General features: G+C 62.6%; 14 protein-coding genes. 9 read left to right on the forward strand and 5 right to left on the reverse strand.

Features of this window, described 5'->3' with window-relative positions:
* Together VGH41_RS04010 and VGH41_RS04015 are read left to right on the forward strand one after the other, a co-directional pair.
* Window positions 1–378, forward strand: a 378-nt coding sequence (locus tag VGH41_RS04010; RefSeq protein WP_414696602.1) for an AMP-binding enzyme, incomplete at its 5' end; no start/stop codon positions are given.
* 330 nt (window positions 379–708) lie between these two features.
* Entirely contained in the window at window positions 709–1545 is an 837-nt protein-coding gene (locus VGH41_RS04015; RefSeq protein ID WP_331596046.1) for a sugar phosphate isomerase/epimerase, read from the forward strand.
* A gap of 423 nt (window positions 1546–1968) precedes the next feature.
* On the opposite strand, the gene VGH41_RS04020 is transcribed toward VGH41_RS04015, so the two are convergent.
* The 4 genes from VGH41_RS04020 to VGH41_RS04035 all read right to left on the reverse strand — a co-directional run bounded on the left by VGH41_RS04020 (window position 1969) and on the right by VGH41_RS04035 (window position 6377).
* The gene (locus VGH41_RS04020; protein WP_331596047.1) at window positions 1969–3396 is read right to left on the reverse strand and encodes a hypothetical protein; all 1428 of its coding nucleotides are present in this window, start codon (window positions 3394–3396) and stop codon (window positions 1969–1971) included.
* Between the two features lie 400 nt (window positions 3397–3796).
* Window positions 3797–4474 carry a DUF1028 domain-containing protein gene (locus VGH41_RS04025; RefSeq protein WP_331596048.1) on the reverse strand — a complete coding sequence of 226 codons (678 nt, stop codon included), beginning with the start codon at window positions 4472–4474 and terminating at the stop codon, window positions 3797–3799.
* A 31-nt stretch (window positions 4475–4505) separates the two neighbouring features.
* Window positions 4506–4943, reverse strand: coding sequence for a RidA family protein (locus VGH41_RS04030; RefSeq protein WP_331596057.1), 438 nt, complete (start codon window positions 4941–4943; stop codon window positions 4506–4508).
* A gap of 93 nt (window positions 4944–5036) precedes the next feature.
* Window positions 5037–6377, reverse strand: a complete 1341-nt coding sequence (locus VGH41_RS04035) for an NAD(P)/FAD-dependent oxidoreductase (RefSeq protein WP_331596049.1) — start codon at window positions 6375–6377, stop codon at window positions 5037–5039.
* A 207-nt stretch (window positions 6378–6584) separates the two neighbouring features.
* On the opposite strand from VGH41_RS04035, the gene VGH41_RS04040 reads away from it, so the two are divergent.
* From VGH41_RS04040 to VGH41_RS04070, 7 genes are all read left to right on the forward strand, one after another.
* Window positions 6585–7511: a LysR family transcriptional regulator gene (locus tag VGH41_RS04040; protein ID WP_331596050.1), complete on the forward strand. Its 927-nt coding sequence runs from the start codon at window positions 6585–6587 to the stop codon at window positions 7509–7511.
* Window positions 7512–7646: 135 nt separating this feature from the next.
* Window positions 7647–8798, forward strand: coding sequence for an aromatic ring-hydroxylating oxygenase subunit alpha (locus VGH41_RS04045; protein WP_331596051.1), 1152 nt, complete (start codon window positions 7647–7649; stop codon window positions 8796–8798).
* 35 nt (window positions 8799–8833) lie between these two features.
* Window positions 8834–10066 carry an ABC transporter ATP-binding protein gene (locus VGH41_RS04050; protein ID WP_331596052.1) on the forward strand — a complete coding sequence of 411 codons (1233 nt, stop codon included), beginning with the start codon at window positions 8834–8836 and terminating at the stop codon, window positions 10064–10066.
* Between the two features lie 37 nt (window positions 10067–10103).
* Window positions 10104–11138 carry an ABC transporter substrate-binding protein gene (locus tag VGH41_RS04055; RefSeq protein ID WP_331596058.1) on the forward strand — a complete coding sequence of 345 codons (1035 nt, stop codon included), beginning with the start codon at window positions 10104–10106 and terminating at the stop codon, window positions 11136–11138.
* A 16-nt stretch (window positions 11139–11154) separates the two neighbouring features.
* Window positions 11155–12411: an ABC transporter permease gene (locus VGH41_RS04060; RefSeq protein ID WP_331596053.1), complete on the forward strand. Its 1257-nt coding sequence runs from the start codon at window positions 11155–11157 to the stop codon at window positions 12409–12411.
* Window positions 12412–12424: 13 nt separating this feature from the next.
* Window positions 12425–13246, forward strand: coding sequence for an ABC transporter permease (locus VGH41_RS04065; RefSeq protein ID WP_331596054.1), 822 nt, complete (start codon window positions 12425–12427; stop codon window positions 13244–13246).
* 143 nt (window positions 13247–13389) lie between these two features.
* Complete coding sequence (locus VGH41_RS04070) at window positions 13390–13695, forward strand: DUF4148 domain-containing protein (RefSeq protein WP_331596055.1); 306 nt, start codon at window positions 13390–13392, stop codon at window positions 13693–13695.
* A 150-nt stretch (window positions 13696–13845) separates the two neighbouring features.
* On the opposite strand, the gene VGH41_RS04075 is transcribed toward VGH41_RS04070, so the two are convergent.
* On the reverse strand, window positions 13846–15059 hold a 1214-nt coding region (locus tag VGH41_RS04075), incomplete at its 5' end, for a mannose-1-phosphate guanylyltransferase/mannose-6-phosphate isomerase (protein ID WP_331596056.1).

A 15059-nucleotide genomic window follows, 5' to 3' on the forward strand; every position in this document is an offset into this window, starting at 1 on the left:
GACGTGGCCACCATCGACCGCGACGGTTTCATGCGCATCACCGACCGCAGCAAGGACCTCATCAAGTCGGGAGGCGAGTGGATCAGTTCGATCGATCTGGAGAACGTGGCGATCGCCCATCCCGCGGTCGCCGAAGCGGCCTGCATTGCCTGCGCGCATCCCAGGTGGTGCCAGCGGCCGCTGCTCGTCGTCGTCAGACGCAAGGATGCCGAACTGACGCGCGCTGAATTGCTCGCATTCTTCGCGGGCAAGGTCGCAAAGTGGTGGATCCCGGATGACGTCGTCTTCGTCGACGAATTGCCGCATACCGCTACGGGCAAGCTGCACAAACTCAAGCTGCGGGAAATGTTCCGCGAGCACGTCCTGCCGTCCGCCTGAATCACCCCCGGTCGGGTGGCCGCCGCCGGCGAATCGCCGCACCGACCCGGTTCGCGGCGTCGGGCAAGCCAGCTTTTCCGATACTGACCTATCTGGCATGGAATGTTCGCTCGCGCACGGCCCGGAACCGGACGCTTCCGTAGGATCAACGCATCGAGGGGCGCTTTTCGCCTACAGCTTAAACAATTCGCCGCACTTGACGAAGCCACGTTCGAGAGGTAGCCGAATGCCGTTCTTTCCGGTGTTTTTGTCGGTCGTATTCGTCGTGCGTGAGCAGTCCGCGATGAGCTACCGCCATCTGCCCGCGACGGCGAATTCGGGAGTCCAAGCATGAGGCTCTCGATCTCGAACATTGCGTGGGATGTCGCGGAAGACGCGGAGATCGCTCGCCTGCTCAAACGGTTCGACATCGATGCCATCGATGTCGCACCGACGAAATATTTCCCTCACCTCACCGAAGCATCGGACGACGCTATCAGCCGCGTCAGCGAGTGGTGGTCCGATCGCGGCATCGAAATTACCGGCATGCAGTCGTTGCTGTTCGGCACCCCCGGTCTGAATCTGTTCGGCCCCCCGCAGATGCGCGAGGAGATGCTTCAGTATCTGGCTGCGGTGTGCCGCGTCGGGGCGGGCCTCGGCGCGCGGCGGCTGGTATTCGGTTCACCACGCAACCGCGACCGCGTGCGACTTTCCGATGACGAAGTCCACGATATTGCCTGCGCCTTTTTCCGACGCCTGGGCGACATCGCGAGTTCGCTCGGCGTGACGATCTGCCTCAAGCCCAATCCGGCTGCGTATGGTGCCAACTTCATGACGACCAGTGCCGAAACCGCAGCGGTGACCGCCGATGTCGATCGCCCCGCCGTCAAGATGCAGCTCGATACCGGCGCGATGGCGATCAACGGCGAAGCGGTCGACGCCGTGCTGCCGCAGTTTGCGCATCTGATCGGGCATGTGCATGCGAGCGAACCGCAACTGCTGCCGCTGGGTGATGGTACTTGCCCGCACGATGAAATCTTCGTCGCGTTGCAAACGTATCTTCCCGATCATGTCGTCACCGTTGAAATGCTTGCGACCGTCGGTGAGCCGCATCATGCCTCGGTGGCTCGTGCGTTGTCGTCTGCGATCCAACACTACCGCAGCAATCAGGCGAGAGCCAATCTATGAAATGGCTCATCCTGATCTTAGGCGTTGCTTCCAACACTTCGGCAAAAGTCGTCGTGAAAATGGCCATGACGCCGCCGCGCAAATCTTTCATCGCTCAGCGACCCGCTGGCTGCTTTCACAAACTGACCGTTCTGGCCGGGGAGTCCCGCGTATCAGGTGCCATACTGGGCGGGACGGCAGCATCGCTACTGTGTGATGATTCTGGTCATCGACGAAGGTGCGCGGATCCGCAATCTGCTTGCCAGGATGTCCACGTAGGGTCTCTGAGCGGAGGACGGTGCTTTCGGCAGGTGGCACCGCCGTCTATGTGGAATCTGGACCGAGGGGCGAATTGACTGGGATCCGGTCTCACGTGACGTGGCGTCACTCAAAGGCAAGTCCGCTTCAAGCGATATCGGTTAGTCAACGGGATCAGGCTCACGCTCAACCCGCAGACGTGAATGGATTGCGGTGAATCCCGGCACTTACGCGCTCGGACGCGAGGATCCTCAGCAAGCTCGCCGCCATCATCGCCAATAGGACCGCGACAATGCCCAGTCCGGCAAGGCATCCCACTAGCGAGCGCTCCATGAGTCTAGCCGTCCAGAAGTCGGGGAAGCGGCGCCCGTCATCCTGCATGGCAAACTCAACGTTGGATTCGCTGAAGATCAACGGCTCACTACGCACGCCTTTCCATAATCCTTGCCAGACGCCCTCCAGCTCATACGGCGACCGGGCGTCCTGCTGATCGGCTCCGGGATACTCGGAGACAATCACGTGCCAGTTGGTCGTCGCGGGTGCAACATTGAAGGCGACGGCTGCCACGATGATCACGGACGCAGCGATCCGCGACCTCTCCGAGATCCAGACGAGACAGGGGCCAACGACCAGAAACAGTACCGGCAAACACGGAAGCAGATATCGCGCACCCCACCCGAATGCGCCCCAACGCCCCATTTTCGAAATGGCAAGCGTGTACACGGCCGCGGCCAGTAGCATCGAAAAAATCAGCGCCCGTTGGCGTTCATGCAGCCGTCGCCACACCCATGGCACCAACAAAACTGTGAGCACAATGGGTGAAAAAATGATCAAGCCGCGATTGGGGCCGAGCAAAAGTCCATAGAGGCCACTCAGCATATCGCCGTTCATTGAATTCAGACCCTTCATGTAATAGTCGCTCATGGTTGCCGGACGAAGGAACGAACCGGTGCGCACCGTGTTGTACAGGTGGGTGGGCACAAGACAAACCACAAACGCGATTACCATTGCGATGTAGCTGCGCAATGATGCGCGCGTTCGCCAGGCAAGCAGCGCGAGCCCCAAGACCATTGGAGGCGCCATCGAATATCGAAATGTACATGCAATGCCAAGCCAGCAACCGGCGAGCAAGAACGGGCGCAGCCCGGCATCGTTGCGCAGGGTGAGATGAATGTAATAGAGGAATCCGCACATCGCCGCGGCGCACGGCGCTACGTCCCAAGTGGCTTTAGCGTAGGGCAAAAAATAGGTACCTGCCGCGAATGCGAAGGCAATCAGGAATGCTTGCTGCGACGAATAGATATCGGCGAACAACAGGAACAGAAACGCGCATCCCATCGCGCATGCCATCGCGTAGGTGAGCGACACCCCTACTCTGGCGATCAAGGGCGGATGGAAGAACATCTCGGCTTCGGACGCATGATCCAGCTTCGCGCCAATCCATGCGACGGGCAACATCAGCACGATTGCGCCGAGATCGTGAGGCTCGTAGTACAGACCATTCGGCCCGGGAGCCCAAAGCGCAGTGGAAGGCGGTTTAGCGCTTCCTAGTGCGTGTTTGGTGACAAGCAACGTTGCTGCAGATAATTGCTGGCCTGCATCGAAGCTTCCCATACGACCGCTCGACATTCACAGGAAGAAGCCCATGAAAAAGGCAAATGCCGCGAGCCTGATGTCGGAAAAAAAATGCGGACGGCGTTGAGCATGCCGCGCCATGATGGTCCTTTCGATTCGTCGGTATTCGCTCTGACGCGAACCACCGGATTGATTGAAGCGAGCCGATTGTTCGAACCTCGCTGCCAATTGGCCTGTGCAACTTTAGTCGAGAGTGAGCGGTGGCACCGTTCGATAACCAACGCATCTGGAGACCATGCGGTGTTATGGGTGAACGGGATTGGCTGACGTGATGAGTCGCGGTCGGGATTAGAGTCCGTCCCGAAGCGCAAACAAACGACCGATCCAGCAACGATCCGCGCATGACCTCAGCCTTCTGATGCATTCGCGGGTCGCACCTTCACTGATCCCCCGGCACCCCGTAACTGGGCGCCGCAGTCGGATTCAACGCGCGCGTCAGGTAATCCTGCATTTGCGGCCGATACGCTTGCCACAGCGCGTCCAGTTGTCCAATGGGGTCGACGTCCGCCCAGTCGACCCTCAGGTCGACGATCGGCCAGATCACGTCGCCCACCACCCTGAGCGCCGCCGAGTGCACCGGTCCCGCTTCGCCACCGGCCGCGATCGCGGCGTGCATCGAGGCCAACAGGCGTCCGGCCAGCAGGCCAGGCGTTTTCTCGAACGCCTCAACCATGGCGTCGATCACCTGCGCACCCGCCAGCATGTTGCCGGCGGCCACGCACTGCTCGCCCGCCACCGCGCGATGCACGCCCAGCGCTTCCGCACCGGTGAAAAATGCCGTACGGCCCTGAGCATCGATCACCGTCACCTGTCGATACGGGTTCCATCCGTCCGTAGCGAGCGCCCCCTGGAGAGCCGTAGCCGGCTCAAGCTGGCGCTCTTCGAGGAAGTCGAGCACCCGTGGCCCGAGCGCAGGCAGCGTGACATTCTGGGTCGCCACCGCGCCCACCCCGGCGCGCACCCACGGGCAGCGCGCACCCACCGCAATACTGGATGAACTGATGGCGATCCCAAGCTGGCCAGTTTCCGGGCAGCGTCCGACAACCGAGAATGTCATGTACCGCTCCTTGATCTTCGATCCTTGAGGCTCAATCCTGATTCGGCTTCCAGTTATCCGGAATCACCGCGATCACGTCGATCTCCATCAACCATTGCGGCTGGCCCAGCGCGCTCACCACGAGCCCCGTGGAAATGGGAAAGACCCCCTTCAGCCATTTGCCGACTTCGCGATACACCGGCTCGCGATAGCGTGGATCAGTCAGGTAGGTAGTAGTCTTGACGATATGCGACAGGTCGCTGCCTGCCTCGTCGAGCAGTTGCTTGATGTTTTTCATCGCCTGCTCGGCCTGTGCCTGCGGATCGCCGAGCCCGATCAGGTTACCGTCGAAATCCGTGCCCACCTGTCCGCGCACATAAACCGTGTTGCCCGCTCGCACGGCCTGGCAGAGGTCGTTATCGAGCGACTGGTTGGGATACGTATCCTTGGTGTTGAACATGCGGATACGGGTGTGCGTAGGTTGCGTCATCATGCGCCTTGATCGTAGTAAAGAAAATCGAGCTAGCCGGGCGAAGAGAAAGTCCGCGACGCATGCGTGGCGCCGTGGCACTCCCCTGCCTTGTCAATCGAGAAGCCTGGCGAGCGGTTGCGCAGCAGGGCATGCGCCATCGGCTCCCGCCTTCTGACCGTTGTCGTTTCGACGCTGCGACGCATCGAGATACGACAGATAGCCGCGCTGCGTGGCGATATGGTCTGCAATGTGCATCGCATCGTGCCAAACGCCCCAGATGAAGCTCGAACCACGCCGCGACAGCCACGGCAGGCCTAGAAAATAGACGCCGGGTTCGCTCGACACGCCGCGTTGATGTTGCGGTTTGCCATTTGCGGCGAACGCGTTGACATGCAGCCAGCTGTAGTCGACCGCATAGCCGGTTGCCCAGACGATCGAAGTGACCCCGGCCCCGCCGAGATCGAGTTCAAGCAGGGGATGAGTCACGCATTCCGGATCCGGCAGCGTCTTGCGGGCCTCAGGTTCTTCCGGCAAGTCCAGTCCGTTGCGGGCGATGTATGCGTCGGCGGCATCGAGCACGGCCAGGTAGTTCTCGTCACCGCGAGCGAGATTCTCTGCGAGGTCCGGTTCGAAGGCGACGACGCCGTGATCGAACGATTTCGTCAAACCGACAAGCGTGATGCCCTGTTTCGCAAGCGCCCGGAAGTCGACCGTATGGCCGCCGCGCGCCCCGCTTACCGCAATCGTGACGTGCTCCCGGCCCGGTGTCGCGACCTCCTTGTCCCATTCGCCGAGCACGCCCAGCCACCAGCAGTAATCGCGATGACGATAGGATCGTGGCGGACGATCGTGCGGCCCCACCGACAGGTACACCTGCTTGCCGGAGCGCTGCAGTTCATCGGCGATCTGCACCCCTGACGAACCGGCGCCCACCACCAGCACCGCGCCCTCGGGCAATTGGCCGGGGTTACGGTAAGCGGCCGAGTGAATCTGCACGAGTTGCTCGTCCCTGGGCGCGATCGGCGGAATCAGGGGCCGCTGGAACGCCCCGGTGGCGACCACGACACGATTGGCCTCGACGATACCCTCCGACGTCTCCACGATGAAACCGGGGCGTCCCGCGCGGCGCTCTACTTTCTTCACCTCCACACCGGTGCGAATCGGCGCGTTGAATTTCCTCGCATAGGCTTCGAAATACTCGGCGACCCGTTCTTTCGCGGGAAAGGCATCTGGATCGAGATCGTCGAACTCCAGACCGGGAAAGCGGTCATGCCATGCCGGCCCGTTGGCCACCAGTGAATCCCAACGTCCAGTGCGCCAGCGTTCGGCAATGCGGCTGCGTTCCAGCACGAGGTGCGGCACCCCTTGCCTGCCCAGATGTTCGCTCATGGCCACGCCGGCCTGGCCGGCGCCCACCACCAGCGTATCGATTGACGTTGTTTCAGCTGTCATGGCTGTTCCCTTCTGAATGGCCGCTTGATTCGGGTCGGTCCGCGTCAGCCTCTGCAGGCACGCCGCGCCGGATTCGATGAGTGCAATCTACGCCCGCCCTGCGCATCCGAAAAACATATTTCAAAAATGCAATTCATCGTTTTTAGCTATGCAAAAAGATTTCTGTCGACGCACAATCGGGATAGATGAAACGTCGAGGGACATGCGATGGAAGTGAGCCAGTTGCACTACTCGCTGCGGCAGTTGCGGTACTTCGTGGTCACCGCCGAAGTGCTGTCGTTCACCGCGGCGGCGAAGAAGCTGCATATCTCGCAGCCGTCGATCTCGACGGCGCTGGCCGATCTGGAGGCATCGTTCGGGGTGCAGCTGTTCATTCGCCATCATGCGAGCGGCCTGTCGCTGACCCAGGCCGGCCGCGACATGCTCGGCCAGGCGCGCAATCTGCTGAAGAATGCGGAAGAACTGCAATCGGCCGCACGCGAGATGGACGGCGGCATGTCGGGTGCAATCGCGCTCGGCTGCATGATTTCGCTCGCGCCGCCCGTAATGCCGGCGCTCATCAGCCGCTTCATTGCAAGTTACTCGGGCGTCAACTTCCGCACCGAGGAAGCCCATCAGGACGACCTGCTGCGCGGCCTGCGCGACGGCACACTCGATCTGGCGCTCACCTACAGCCTCGACCTCACCGACGAAATCGCCTTCACACCGCTCGTCTCGCTGCCGCCCTACGTGATCCTGCCCAAGCTGCACCGCCTCGCCCGCGCACGCGCGGTGTCGCTGACCGATCTGCTCAACGAACCATATGTGATGCTCGACCTGCCGCACAGCCGCGAATACTTCGCGGCGCTGTTCGACGCGGTCGGCACGCGGCCCGTGCCCGCGTTCCGTTCGTCGCAGCCGGAAGTGGTGCGCGGCATGGTCGCCAACGGGCTGGGCTATAGCATCCTGAACTTCCCGCTGAAATCGCTGCGGACCGTGGACGGTGCAGACTTCGTGATCAAGCAGTTCAAGGAAGAGGTGAACGCGACGACACTCGGCATCGCGCAGTCACGCGAACTCAAACCGCGTCAGGTAGTGAAGCGCTTCGCGGAGTTCTGCGAGACGCAGATCCGCGAACTGCATCGCAATGGTTGAACAGACTGGCCGCTGAAGCGCCCCAGGCGCCTGCATAGGAATAAACTGGCTTTTACATCCAAAAACAATATTTTGGCTGGCAATTTGACTTGGTAGATTGGTGTCCATCGCAACGCAATGCCGAACGGAGGCCCTATGGCTCCCCTTGCAACGTCGCCGGATGCTGGACCCGAGATCGCCCGCGAGCTGCAGGCGAACTGCGAGCGGCCGTTCGACGACGCGCGCGCCATGCCGCCGCGAGTCTATACATCTGAGGCATTCCTCGGGCTCGAACAACGCGAGATCTTTCGCAAGGAATGGCTTTGCGTGGGCCGCGAAAGCGCGCTCAGCAACCCCGGCGACTATCTGAGCGCGCAACTCGACGGCCAGCCGGTCGTGGTTCTGCGCGATGAGCACGGCGGCCTGCGCGGCCTGTCGAACGTGTGCCTGCATCGCATGTCGGTGTTGCTCGAAGGACGCGGCAACGTCAGACGTATCGTGTGTCCCTATCACGCCTGGAACTACACGCTGGATGGCGCGCTCGCCGGCGCGCCGATGATGGACCGCCAGGCCGGCTTCTGCAAGGACAGCTACCGCCTGCCGTCGATTCGCTGCGAAACCTGGCAGGGCTGGATTTACGTCACGCTCGATCCCGATGTGCCACCCGTTGCGACCCACCTCGAAGAACTCTCGCGGCTGATCGAACCATACGGCATGTCCGACTATGTCGAGACCTTCTACGAAGAGCACGTGTGGGACACCAACTGGAAGATCCTCGCGGAAAACTTCATGGAGAGCTACCACTTGCCGATGCTGCATCGCGCCACGGTGGGTCCCCATTCGAGGCTCGAAGAGATGGAGTGTCCTCCCGGGCGCGCGGCCTTCAACTATCACTGGATCACCAAGGAAGCGTCGCTACCGATCGGCAACGCCCACCCCGACAACACGCGTCTGCAAGGACACTGGCGGCGCACCACGGCGCTCCTTGCGATTTACCCGACCCATCTCGTGACGCTCACGCCAGGATACTTCTGGTATCTCGTACTGCAGCCGCGCGGCGTGGGCCAGGTGCATATCCAGTTCGGCGGTGGACTCTCGCCCGAGTTCATCGACGACCCTAAAGCGGCCGAGTACATGACCACGCTGAAAGCCCTGCTCGACGAGGTCAATGCGGAAGACCAGCGCGGTGTCGAAGCGGTGTTTCGCGGCGTGCATGCGCCGCTCGCGAAACCCGGCAACCTGAGCCACCTCGAGCGGCCAAATTACGACTTCGCGCGCTATCTGGCGCGGCGAACCGCCACGTCATGACACGCGCGAGCCGCGCACCGGATGATCACACGACCATGACCAGCCAATCGTTCATTTCATTCGCAGGCGTCAGCAAGTCCTATGACGGGGTGCACAGCGTCGTCGAAGGTCTCGATCTCGACGTCGCGCGCGGCGAATTCGTCTCGCTGCTCGGGCCGTCCGGCTCAGGCAAGACCACCACGCTGATGATGCTGGCCGGCTTCGAGTCGCCCACCCGTGGCGAGATCCGCCTGAACGGCAAGCGGCTCGACGACAAGCCGCCGCATCAGCGCGATATCGGCATGGTGTTCCAGAACTACGCGTTGTTCCCCCACATGACGATCGCGCAGAACGTCGCGTTTCCGCTGTCGGTGCGCAAGATCAGTCGTAGCGAACAGAAGGCGCGCGTCGCGCGGGCACTCGAAATGGTAGAACTGCCCAACCTCGCGGCGCGCCGGCCGGCGCAACTTTCGGGCGGCCAGCAGCAGCGCGTCGCGCTGGCGCGCGCACTGGTGTTCGAACCGAGCGTGGTGCTGATGGACGAACCACTCGGGGCACTCGACAAGCGTCTGCGCGAAAGTATGCAATACGAAATTATGCGGCTGCATCGCGAGCTGTCGCTCACGGTCGTCTACGTGACGCATGACCAGAACGAAGCACTGACGATGTCGGACCGCGTCGCCGTGTTTTCCGACGGCCGCATCCAGCAGGCCGCGACCCCGACCGAACTCTATGAAAACGCTGCGAATGCGTTCGTGGCGAACTTCGTCGGCGAAAACAATGGCTTGACCGGCCGCGTGGTTGCGAGCGACGGCGAGTGGGCCACGCTGCAGCTCGCCGACGGCAGCACCATCAGCGGCCGTGCCGGCGCCGAACTGCGCACCGGCGGTGAAGCGATGCTGGCATTGCGGCCCGAGCGCGCGCACCTCGCGCCGAACGGCACGCCAACGGCAACACCAACGCCAACGGCCGACGCTGCGACAGCCGATGCGCCGCGCGGCGCAGGCGATGCGAATCTCGTCCATGCACTCGTGCAGGAACTCGTCTATTGCGGTGACCACCATCGCGTGCATCTGAAGCTGGCGCACGGTGAGAGCGTCGTCGTGAAGGTGCCGAACACGCAGCATCACGATCTGCCCGAACTCGGCCATACCGTGGCCGTCACGTGGCGCCGCGACGACTGCAAGGTATTGCCCGCCGTTTCGCCGCGCGTCGCCGTCACTGCCGACGACCGCACGAAGTTTTCGCCTTCATCGTCCGCATCGCCACTCATCGCAGGAGTCAACTAAAATGCACGCTACTCGCTCCCGTACCCCGCACGGCGCCATGCTCAGCGCCGTCGCCGCCGTCACGATCCTCGCAGCCCTGTCGTCGACGGCGCACGCTGCCGACACCCTGTCCGTGGTCACCTTTGGCGGCGCCTATGAGGCCGCTGCCAAACAGGCCTGGTTCGAGCCGTTCACCGCGAAGACCGGCATCGGCTTTTCGACGGAATCGTATGACGGCGGCCTCGCAAAGCTGTCCGCGATGGAACAGGCGAAGAACCCCACGTGGGACCTGATCGACCTGGAAACCAACGACGCCATCACGGCGTGCGACGAAGGCCTGCTGCAGAAGTTCGACCGCAAGCAGCTCGGCAATACCAGCGATTTTCTGCCGGGCTCGATCAGCGATTGCGCCGTCTCGGCGATGGTGTGGTCAACCGTCTATGCATACGACACGACGAAGCTGAAGACGCCCCCCACCACCATCAACGATTTCTTCGATCTGAAGAAGTATCCCGGCAAGCGCGGCATGCGCAAGTCGCCCAAGGTGGCGATGGAATGGGCGCTGATCGCCGATGGCGTGGCGCCCAAGGACGTCTATAAAGTGCTCGGCACGCCCACGGGCGTCGACCGCGCCTTCAAGAAGCTCGACACCATCAAGTCGAGCATCGTCTGGTGGGATGCCGGTGCGCAGGCGCCGCAGTTGCTCGCGGACGGCGCGGTGGTCATGACGCAAGCTTATAACGGCCGTATCGACGATGCGACGCACAAGGACGGCAAGCCGTTCAAGGTCGTCTGGGATGCGCAGGTGTACGACTACGAATGGTGGGCGATTCCGATGGGCGCGAAGCATGCGGATGAAGCGGCGAAGTTCATCGTCTCCGCCTCCACGCCGCAGGCCTATGCGGACCTGTCGAAGTACATCGCCTATGCGCCGCCGCGCAAGGACGCGATTCCGCTGATCGACAAGGCCCGTCTGGGCGATCTGCCCACCGCGCCGGCCAACTTCAAGCGTCCGCTGCAGATCGACGCGGCATTCTGGGCCGACAACGCGGATGCGATCAGCAAGCGCTTCCAGGTCTGGCTCACGCAATAACGAGAACGGCGCGACGATGAACCTGCCACTGCAACCGACGGCAACGATCGGCACCGCCGGGCGCGGCGGCGATCATCACGCCTGGCAGCGCGCCCGCCGCAAGTCTGCGGTGCAGGCGCTGCTGCTGGCGTTGCCGCTACTCGTGTTCCTGCTCGCAACCTTTATCGCGCCCATCGCCAGCCTGCTTGCACGCAGTGTGCAGAACCCCGAGGTGCGCGGCAGCATGCCGCAACTGACGGCGACGCTGCAGGCGTGGGACGGCAGCGGCGTACCCGGCGAGCCGGCCTTTGCCGCGCTCGCGCAGGGCTTGCGGCAATCGGCCGAAGCCGGCGAACTCGGCAACCTGGCACGCCGCATGAATTTCTATCAGCCGGAATTCCGCAGCCTCTTGATGAAGACGGCGCGCGAGTCGCGCTCGCAAACGCCCGCTGCATGGAAGCCGGCGCTCCTCGAGATGGACCCGCGTTGGGGCGACACCGAAACCTGGCGGCTGCTGAAACGCGCCGCTACCTCGCCGACGCCCGACTACCTGCTCAATGCGATCGATGCGCAGGTCGCGCCGGACGGCTCGGTAAGCTCGGTCGCCGCGGACAGCGCGGTCTATCGTGCCGCCTTCGTGCGTACCATCCAGATCAGCGCGACGGTCACGCTGTTGTGCCTGCTGCTCGGCTACCCGGTCGCGTATCTGCTCGCAACGCTGCCGCCGAAACAGGGCAACCGGCTCATGCTGTTCGTGATCGTGCCGTTCTGGACCTCGCTGCTGGTGCGCACGACCGCGTGGTACGTGCTGCTGCAGCCGGGCGGCGTCATCAACACGGCGCTGCTGCGCTTCGGCTTGATCCATCATCCGGTGCCGCTGATTTTCAACCGCACCGGCGTGCTGATCGGCATGACGCACATCCTGCTGCCGTACATGATCCTCGCGATCTATTCGGTGATGAAGGGCGTCTCGCCGGTGTACGTACGCGCCGCACAGTCGTTGGGCGCGCATCCGGTCACGGCGTTCGTGCGGGTCTATATTCCGCAGACGCTGCCGGGTGTCGGCGCAGGCTGCTTTCTCGTCTTCGTGCTCGCGCTCGGCTACTACATCACACCCGCGCTACTCGGCGGCGCGGGCGACGAGATGATCAGCCAGCTGATTGCTTCGCAGACCAACGAGCAGTTGAACTGGGGACTCGCGGGCGCACTGTCGTGTTACCTCGTGATTTTCACGGCCGTGTTCTATTTCGTCTTCAACCGGCTGGTCGGCATCGACCGGCTGCGCTTCGGCTAGCGAGGAGACCCGCATGCCCGCCCAACGTCATCAAACGCTATCCGAGCGTCTCGCAAGCACCGGACTGCGCGTGCATTGCGCGTTGATCTTCCTGTTTCTCGTGGCGCCGATTCTCGCCATCGTGCCGCTGTCGTTCAACTCGGGTTCGTTTTTCTCGTATCCGATGGACGGCATCTCGCTGCGCTGGTACCGGCAGGCGTTCGGCTCGCATGACTGGCAGCTCGCGTTTGCGAACAGCATCGGCATTGGCGTGGTCGCGACATTGATCGCGACCAGCCTCGGGACGCTCGCCGCGCTCGGGCTAAGCCGCCCGGTATTCCCGTTTCGTTCGATCATCATGCCGCTGCTGATTTCGCCGATGATCATTCCCATCGTCGTGGTCGCGGCCGGTTTCTACCTGATCTTCTCGCCGCTTGGCCTGGTGAACTCGTATCCGGGCGTGGTGCTCGCGCATGCGGCGCTCGGCACGCCATTTGTCGTGATCACGGTGACGGCCTCGCTGCTGTCGTTCGATCAGAGCCTGCTGCGCGCCTCGGCCGGTCTCGGCGCGCGGCCGTGGACCACGTTCCGGCGCGTCACGCTGCCGTTGATCGCGCCTGCGGTGGCGACCGGCAGCGTGTTCGCGTTCGCCACGTCGTTCGACGAGGTGATCGTCATCCTGTTCATTGGCGGACCCGAGCAGCGGACGGTGCCGCGCCAGATGTGGAGCGGCATTCGCGACCAGATCGATCCGTCGATTCTTGCCGTGGCGACCGTGCTGATCGTGTTCGCGACCCTGCTGTTTACCGCGATGAACTGGTTGCGTGGCAGAGCGGCGGCGGCGGCGTCGAGCTGACACGGCATCAGGGTTTACCCAGATTCAAGAACAATCACTTCCTGACAACGGGCTTAATCTCAGGCCGTCGCATACCTAGACTGCTGTCACTGGTTACGAACAAGGGTGTTCGTAACAAAACAAGCCATCGAGGTAAGCCCATCATGAAGTCCGTTATTCAAGCTGTCGTCGTTGCCGCCGCTCTTGCCGCTCCGGTTGCGGTGTTCGCCCAATCGAACCAGCCTGTGACCCGCGCGCAAGTGCGAGCCGAGCTCGCCCAGCTCGAGCAGACCGGCTGGCGTCCCGCTGCCGGCGCCGATCCGCACTATCCCGACGATATCCTCGCTGCTGAAGCCAAGGTGGCAGAACGTAACGGCACAACGGGTGTGGGCGGCGTAGCAAATGCTTCGGATGCCGGGCGCCCGGCAGTGTCGAAGGCCGACTGGAACGCGATGTACAACCATCCGTGATGGATTGAGGCGGGCACGCCAGAAGGTGCCGGTGGTATCCGGCTGTTGAGCACCGCCTTCTCGGCGCCGACGTCTGTAGAACTGGCTCGCTGCCGCGTTTGACCGCAGTAGCGGGCCGGTTTCATTTTGAAGGCGTCTGCCGTCGCGGTCCTAGCCGTTCGTCTCCGTGGCGCTGTGACGACCATAGTGATCATCGAATCGTACGATGTCGTCTTCGCCGAGATACGTGCCGCACTGTACTTCGATCATTTCGAGCGAAATGCGCCCAATGTTCTCGAGGCGGTGTTTCACACCGATCGGCACGAACGTCGACTCGTTTTCAGCAAGCAGAAACGTTTCATCACCCCTCGTGACCCGCGCGGTGCCCCGCACCACGATCCAGTGTTCGGACCGGTGGTAATGCAGTTGCAGCGATAACGTACCACCCGGTTCGACGACGATGCGCTTAACCTGAAAACGCTCGCCCCGTTCGATCGAATCGTAATAGCCCCATGGCCGGCTCACCTTGCGATGATGGGCGGCCTCGCTGCGCGCCTCGTGACGAATCTGTGCGACGACCGTCTTGACATCCTGGGCATGCCGCTTGTCGGCAACGAGCACGGCGTCTGCCGTCTCAACCACAATCAGATCCTTGACGCCGACGCATGCAATCAGCCGCCCCTCCGAATGCACATACGTCCCAGAGGTGTTCTCGAGCAATGCATCACCCCGCACTACGTTGCCCGATTCGTCTTTAGACAAGGCGTCCCATACCGCGTCCCATGACCCGACGTCCGACCAGCCTGCATCGAGCGGCACGACCGCCCCTGCGATGCCGGTCTGCGCGAGCCGTTCCATGACCGCGTAATCGATCGAATCGGACGGGCATGCGGCAAACGCATCGGCCGACATGCGCCACACGGTGCCGTCCGACTCGATCCCGCCATACGCAGCCTCACAGGCGCGCGCAATGTCGGGCCGCAATGTGCCGATGGCGTGAAGCCACGTTGATGCGCGCATTACGAAGATGCCGCTATTCCACCAGTGCCGCTTGCCGGCAACGAATGCTTCGGCCAGCTCGAGGCTGGGCTTTTCAACGAACTGCCGCAACTCGCGTGCACCGTCCGGCACATCCACATCGATCGGCGCGCCGGTCTCGATGTAGCCGTAGCCTGTTTCCGCACGCGTCGGCACGACACCGAGCGTCACGATCTGCGACGCCGCAGCAAGCCGTGCAGCCAACGCTACTGCCCGCTCGAACGCCGCGACGTCAGGAATGGCGTGATCGGCAGGCATTGCCACCAGCACCGGATCGCTGCCGTCGGCGCGCGCATGCAGCGCGGCCAGCGTCAGCGCCGGCGCCGTGTTGCGGCCAACGGGTTCGA

This window comes from Paraburkholderia sp. (assembly GCF_036488795.1).
Taxonomy (GTDB): Bacteria; Pseudomonadota; Gammaproteobacteria; order Burkholderiales; family Burkholderiaceae; genus Paraburkholderia.

Excerpts from the sequence above, each read along its gene's own strand:
- VGH41_RS04015 (WP_331596046.1), top strand. The coding sequence starts at position 709 with ATGAGGCTCTCGATCTCGAACATTGCGTGGGATGTCGCGGAAGACGCG.
- VGH41_RS04020 (WP_331596047.1), bottom strand. The coding sequence starts at position 3,396 with ATGGGAAGCTTCGATGCAGGCCAGCAATTATCTGCAGCAACGTTGCTT.
- VGH41_RS04025 (WP_331596048.1), bottom strand. The coding sequence starts at position 4,474 with ATGACATTCTCGGTTGTCGGACGCTGCCCGGAAACTGGCCAGCTTGGG.
- VGH41_RS04030 (WP_331596057.1), bottom strand. The coding sequence starts at position 4,943 with ATGACGCAACCTACGCACACCCGTATCCGCATGTTCAACACCAAGGAT.
- VGH41_RS04035 (WP_331596049.1), bottom strand. The coding sequence starts at position 6,377 with ATGACAGCTGAAACAACGTCAATCGATACGCTGGTGGTGGGCGCCGGC.
- VGH41_RS04040 (WP_331596050.1), top strand. The coding sequence starts at position 6,585 with ATGGAAGTGAGCCAGTTGCACTACTCGCTGCGGCAGTTGCGGTACTTC.
- VGH41_RS04045 (WP_331596051.1), top strand. The coding sequence starts at position 7,647 with ATGGCTCCCCTTGCAACGTCGCCGGATGCTGGACCCGAGATCGCCCGC.
- VGH41_RS04050 (WP_331596052.1), top strand. The coding sequence starts at position 8,834 with ATGACCAGCCAATCGTTCATTTCATTCGCAGGCGTCAGCAAGTCCTAT.
- VGH41_RS04055 (WP_331596058.1), top strand. The coding sequence starts at position 10,104 with ATGCTCAGCGCCGTCGCCGCCGTCACGATCCTCGCAGCCCTGTCGTCG.
- VGH41_RS04060 (WP_331596053.1), top strand. The coding sequence starts at position 11,155 with ATGAACCTGCCACTGCAACCGACGGCAACGATCGGCACCGCCGGGCGC.
- VGH41_RS04065 (WP_331596054.1), top strand. The coding sequence starts at position 12,425 with ATGCCCGCCCAACGTCATCAAACGCTATCCGAGCGTCTCGCAAGCACC.
- VGH41_RS04070 (WP_331596055.1), top strand. The coding sequence starts at position 13,390 with ATGAAGTCCGTTATTCAAGCTGTCGTCGTTGCCGCCGCTCTTGCCGCT.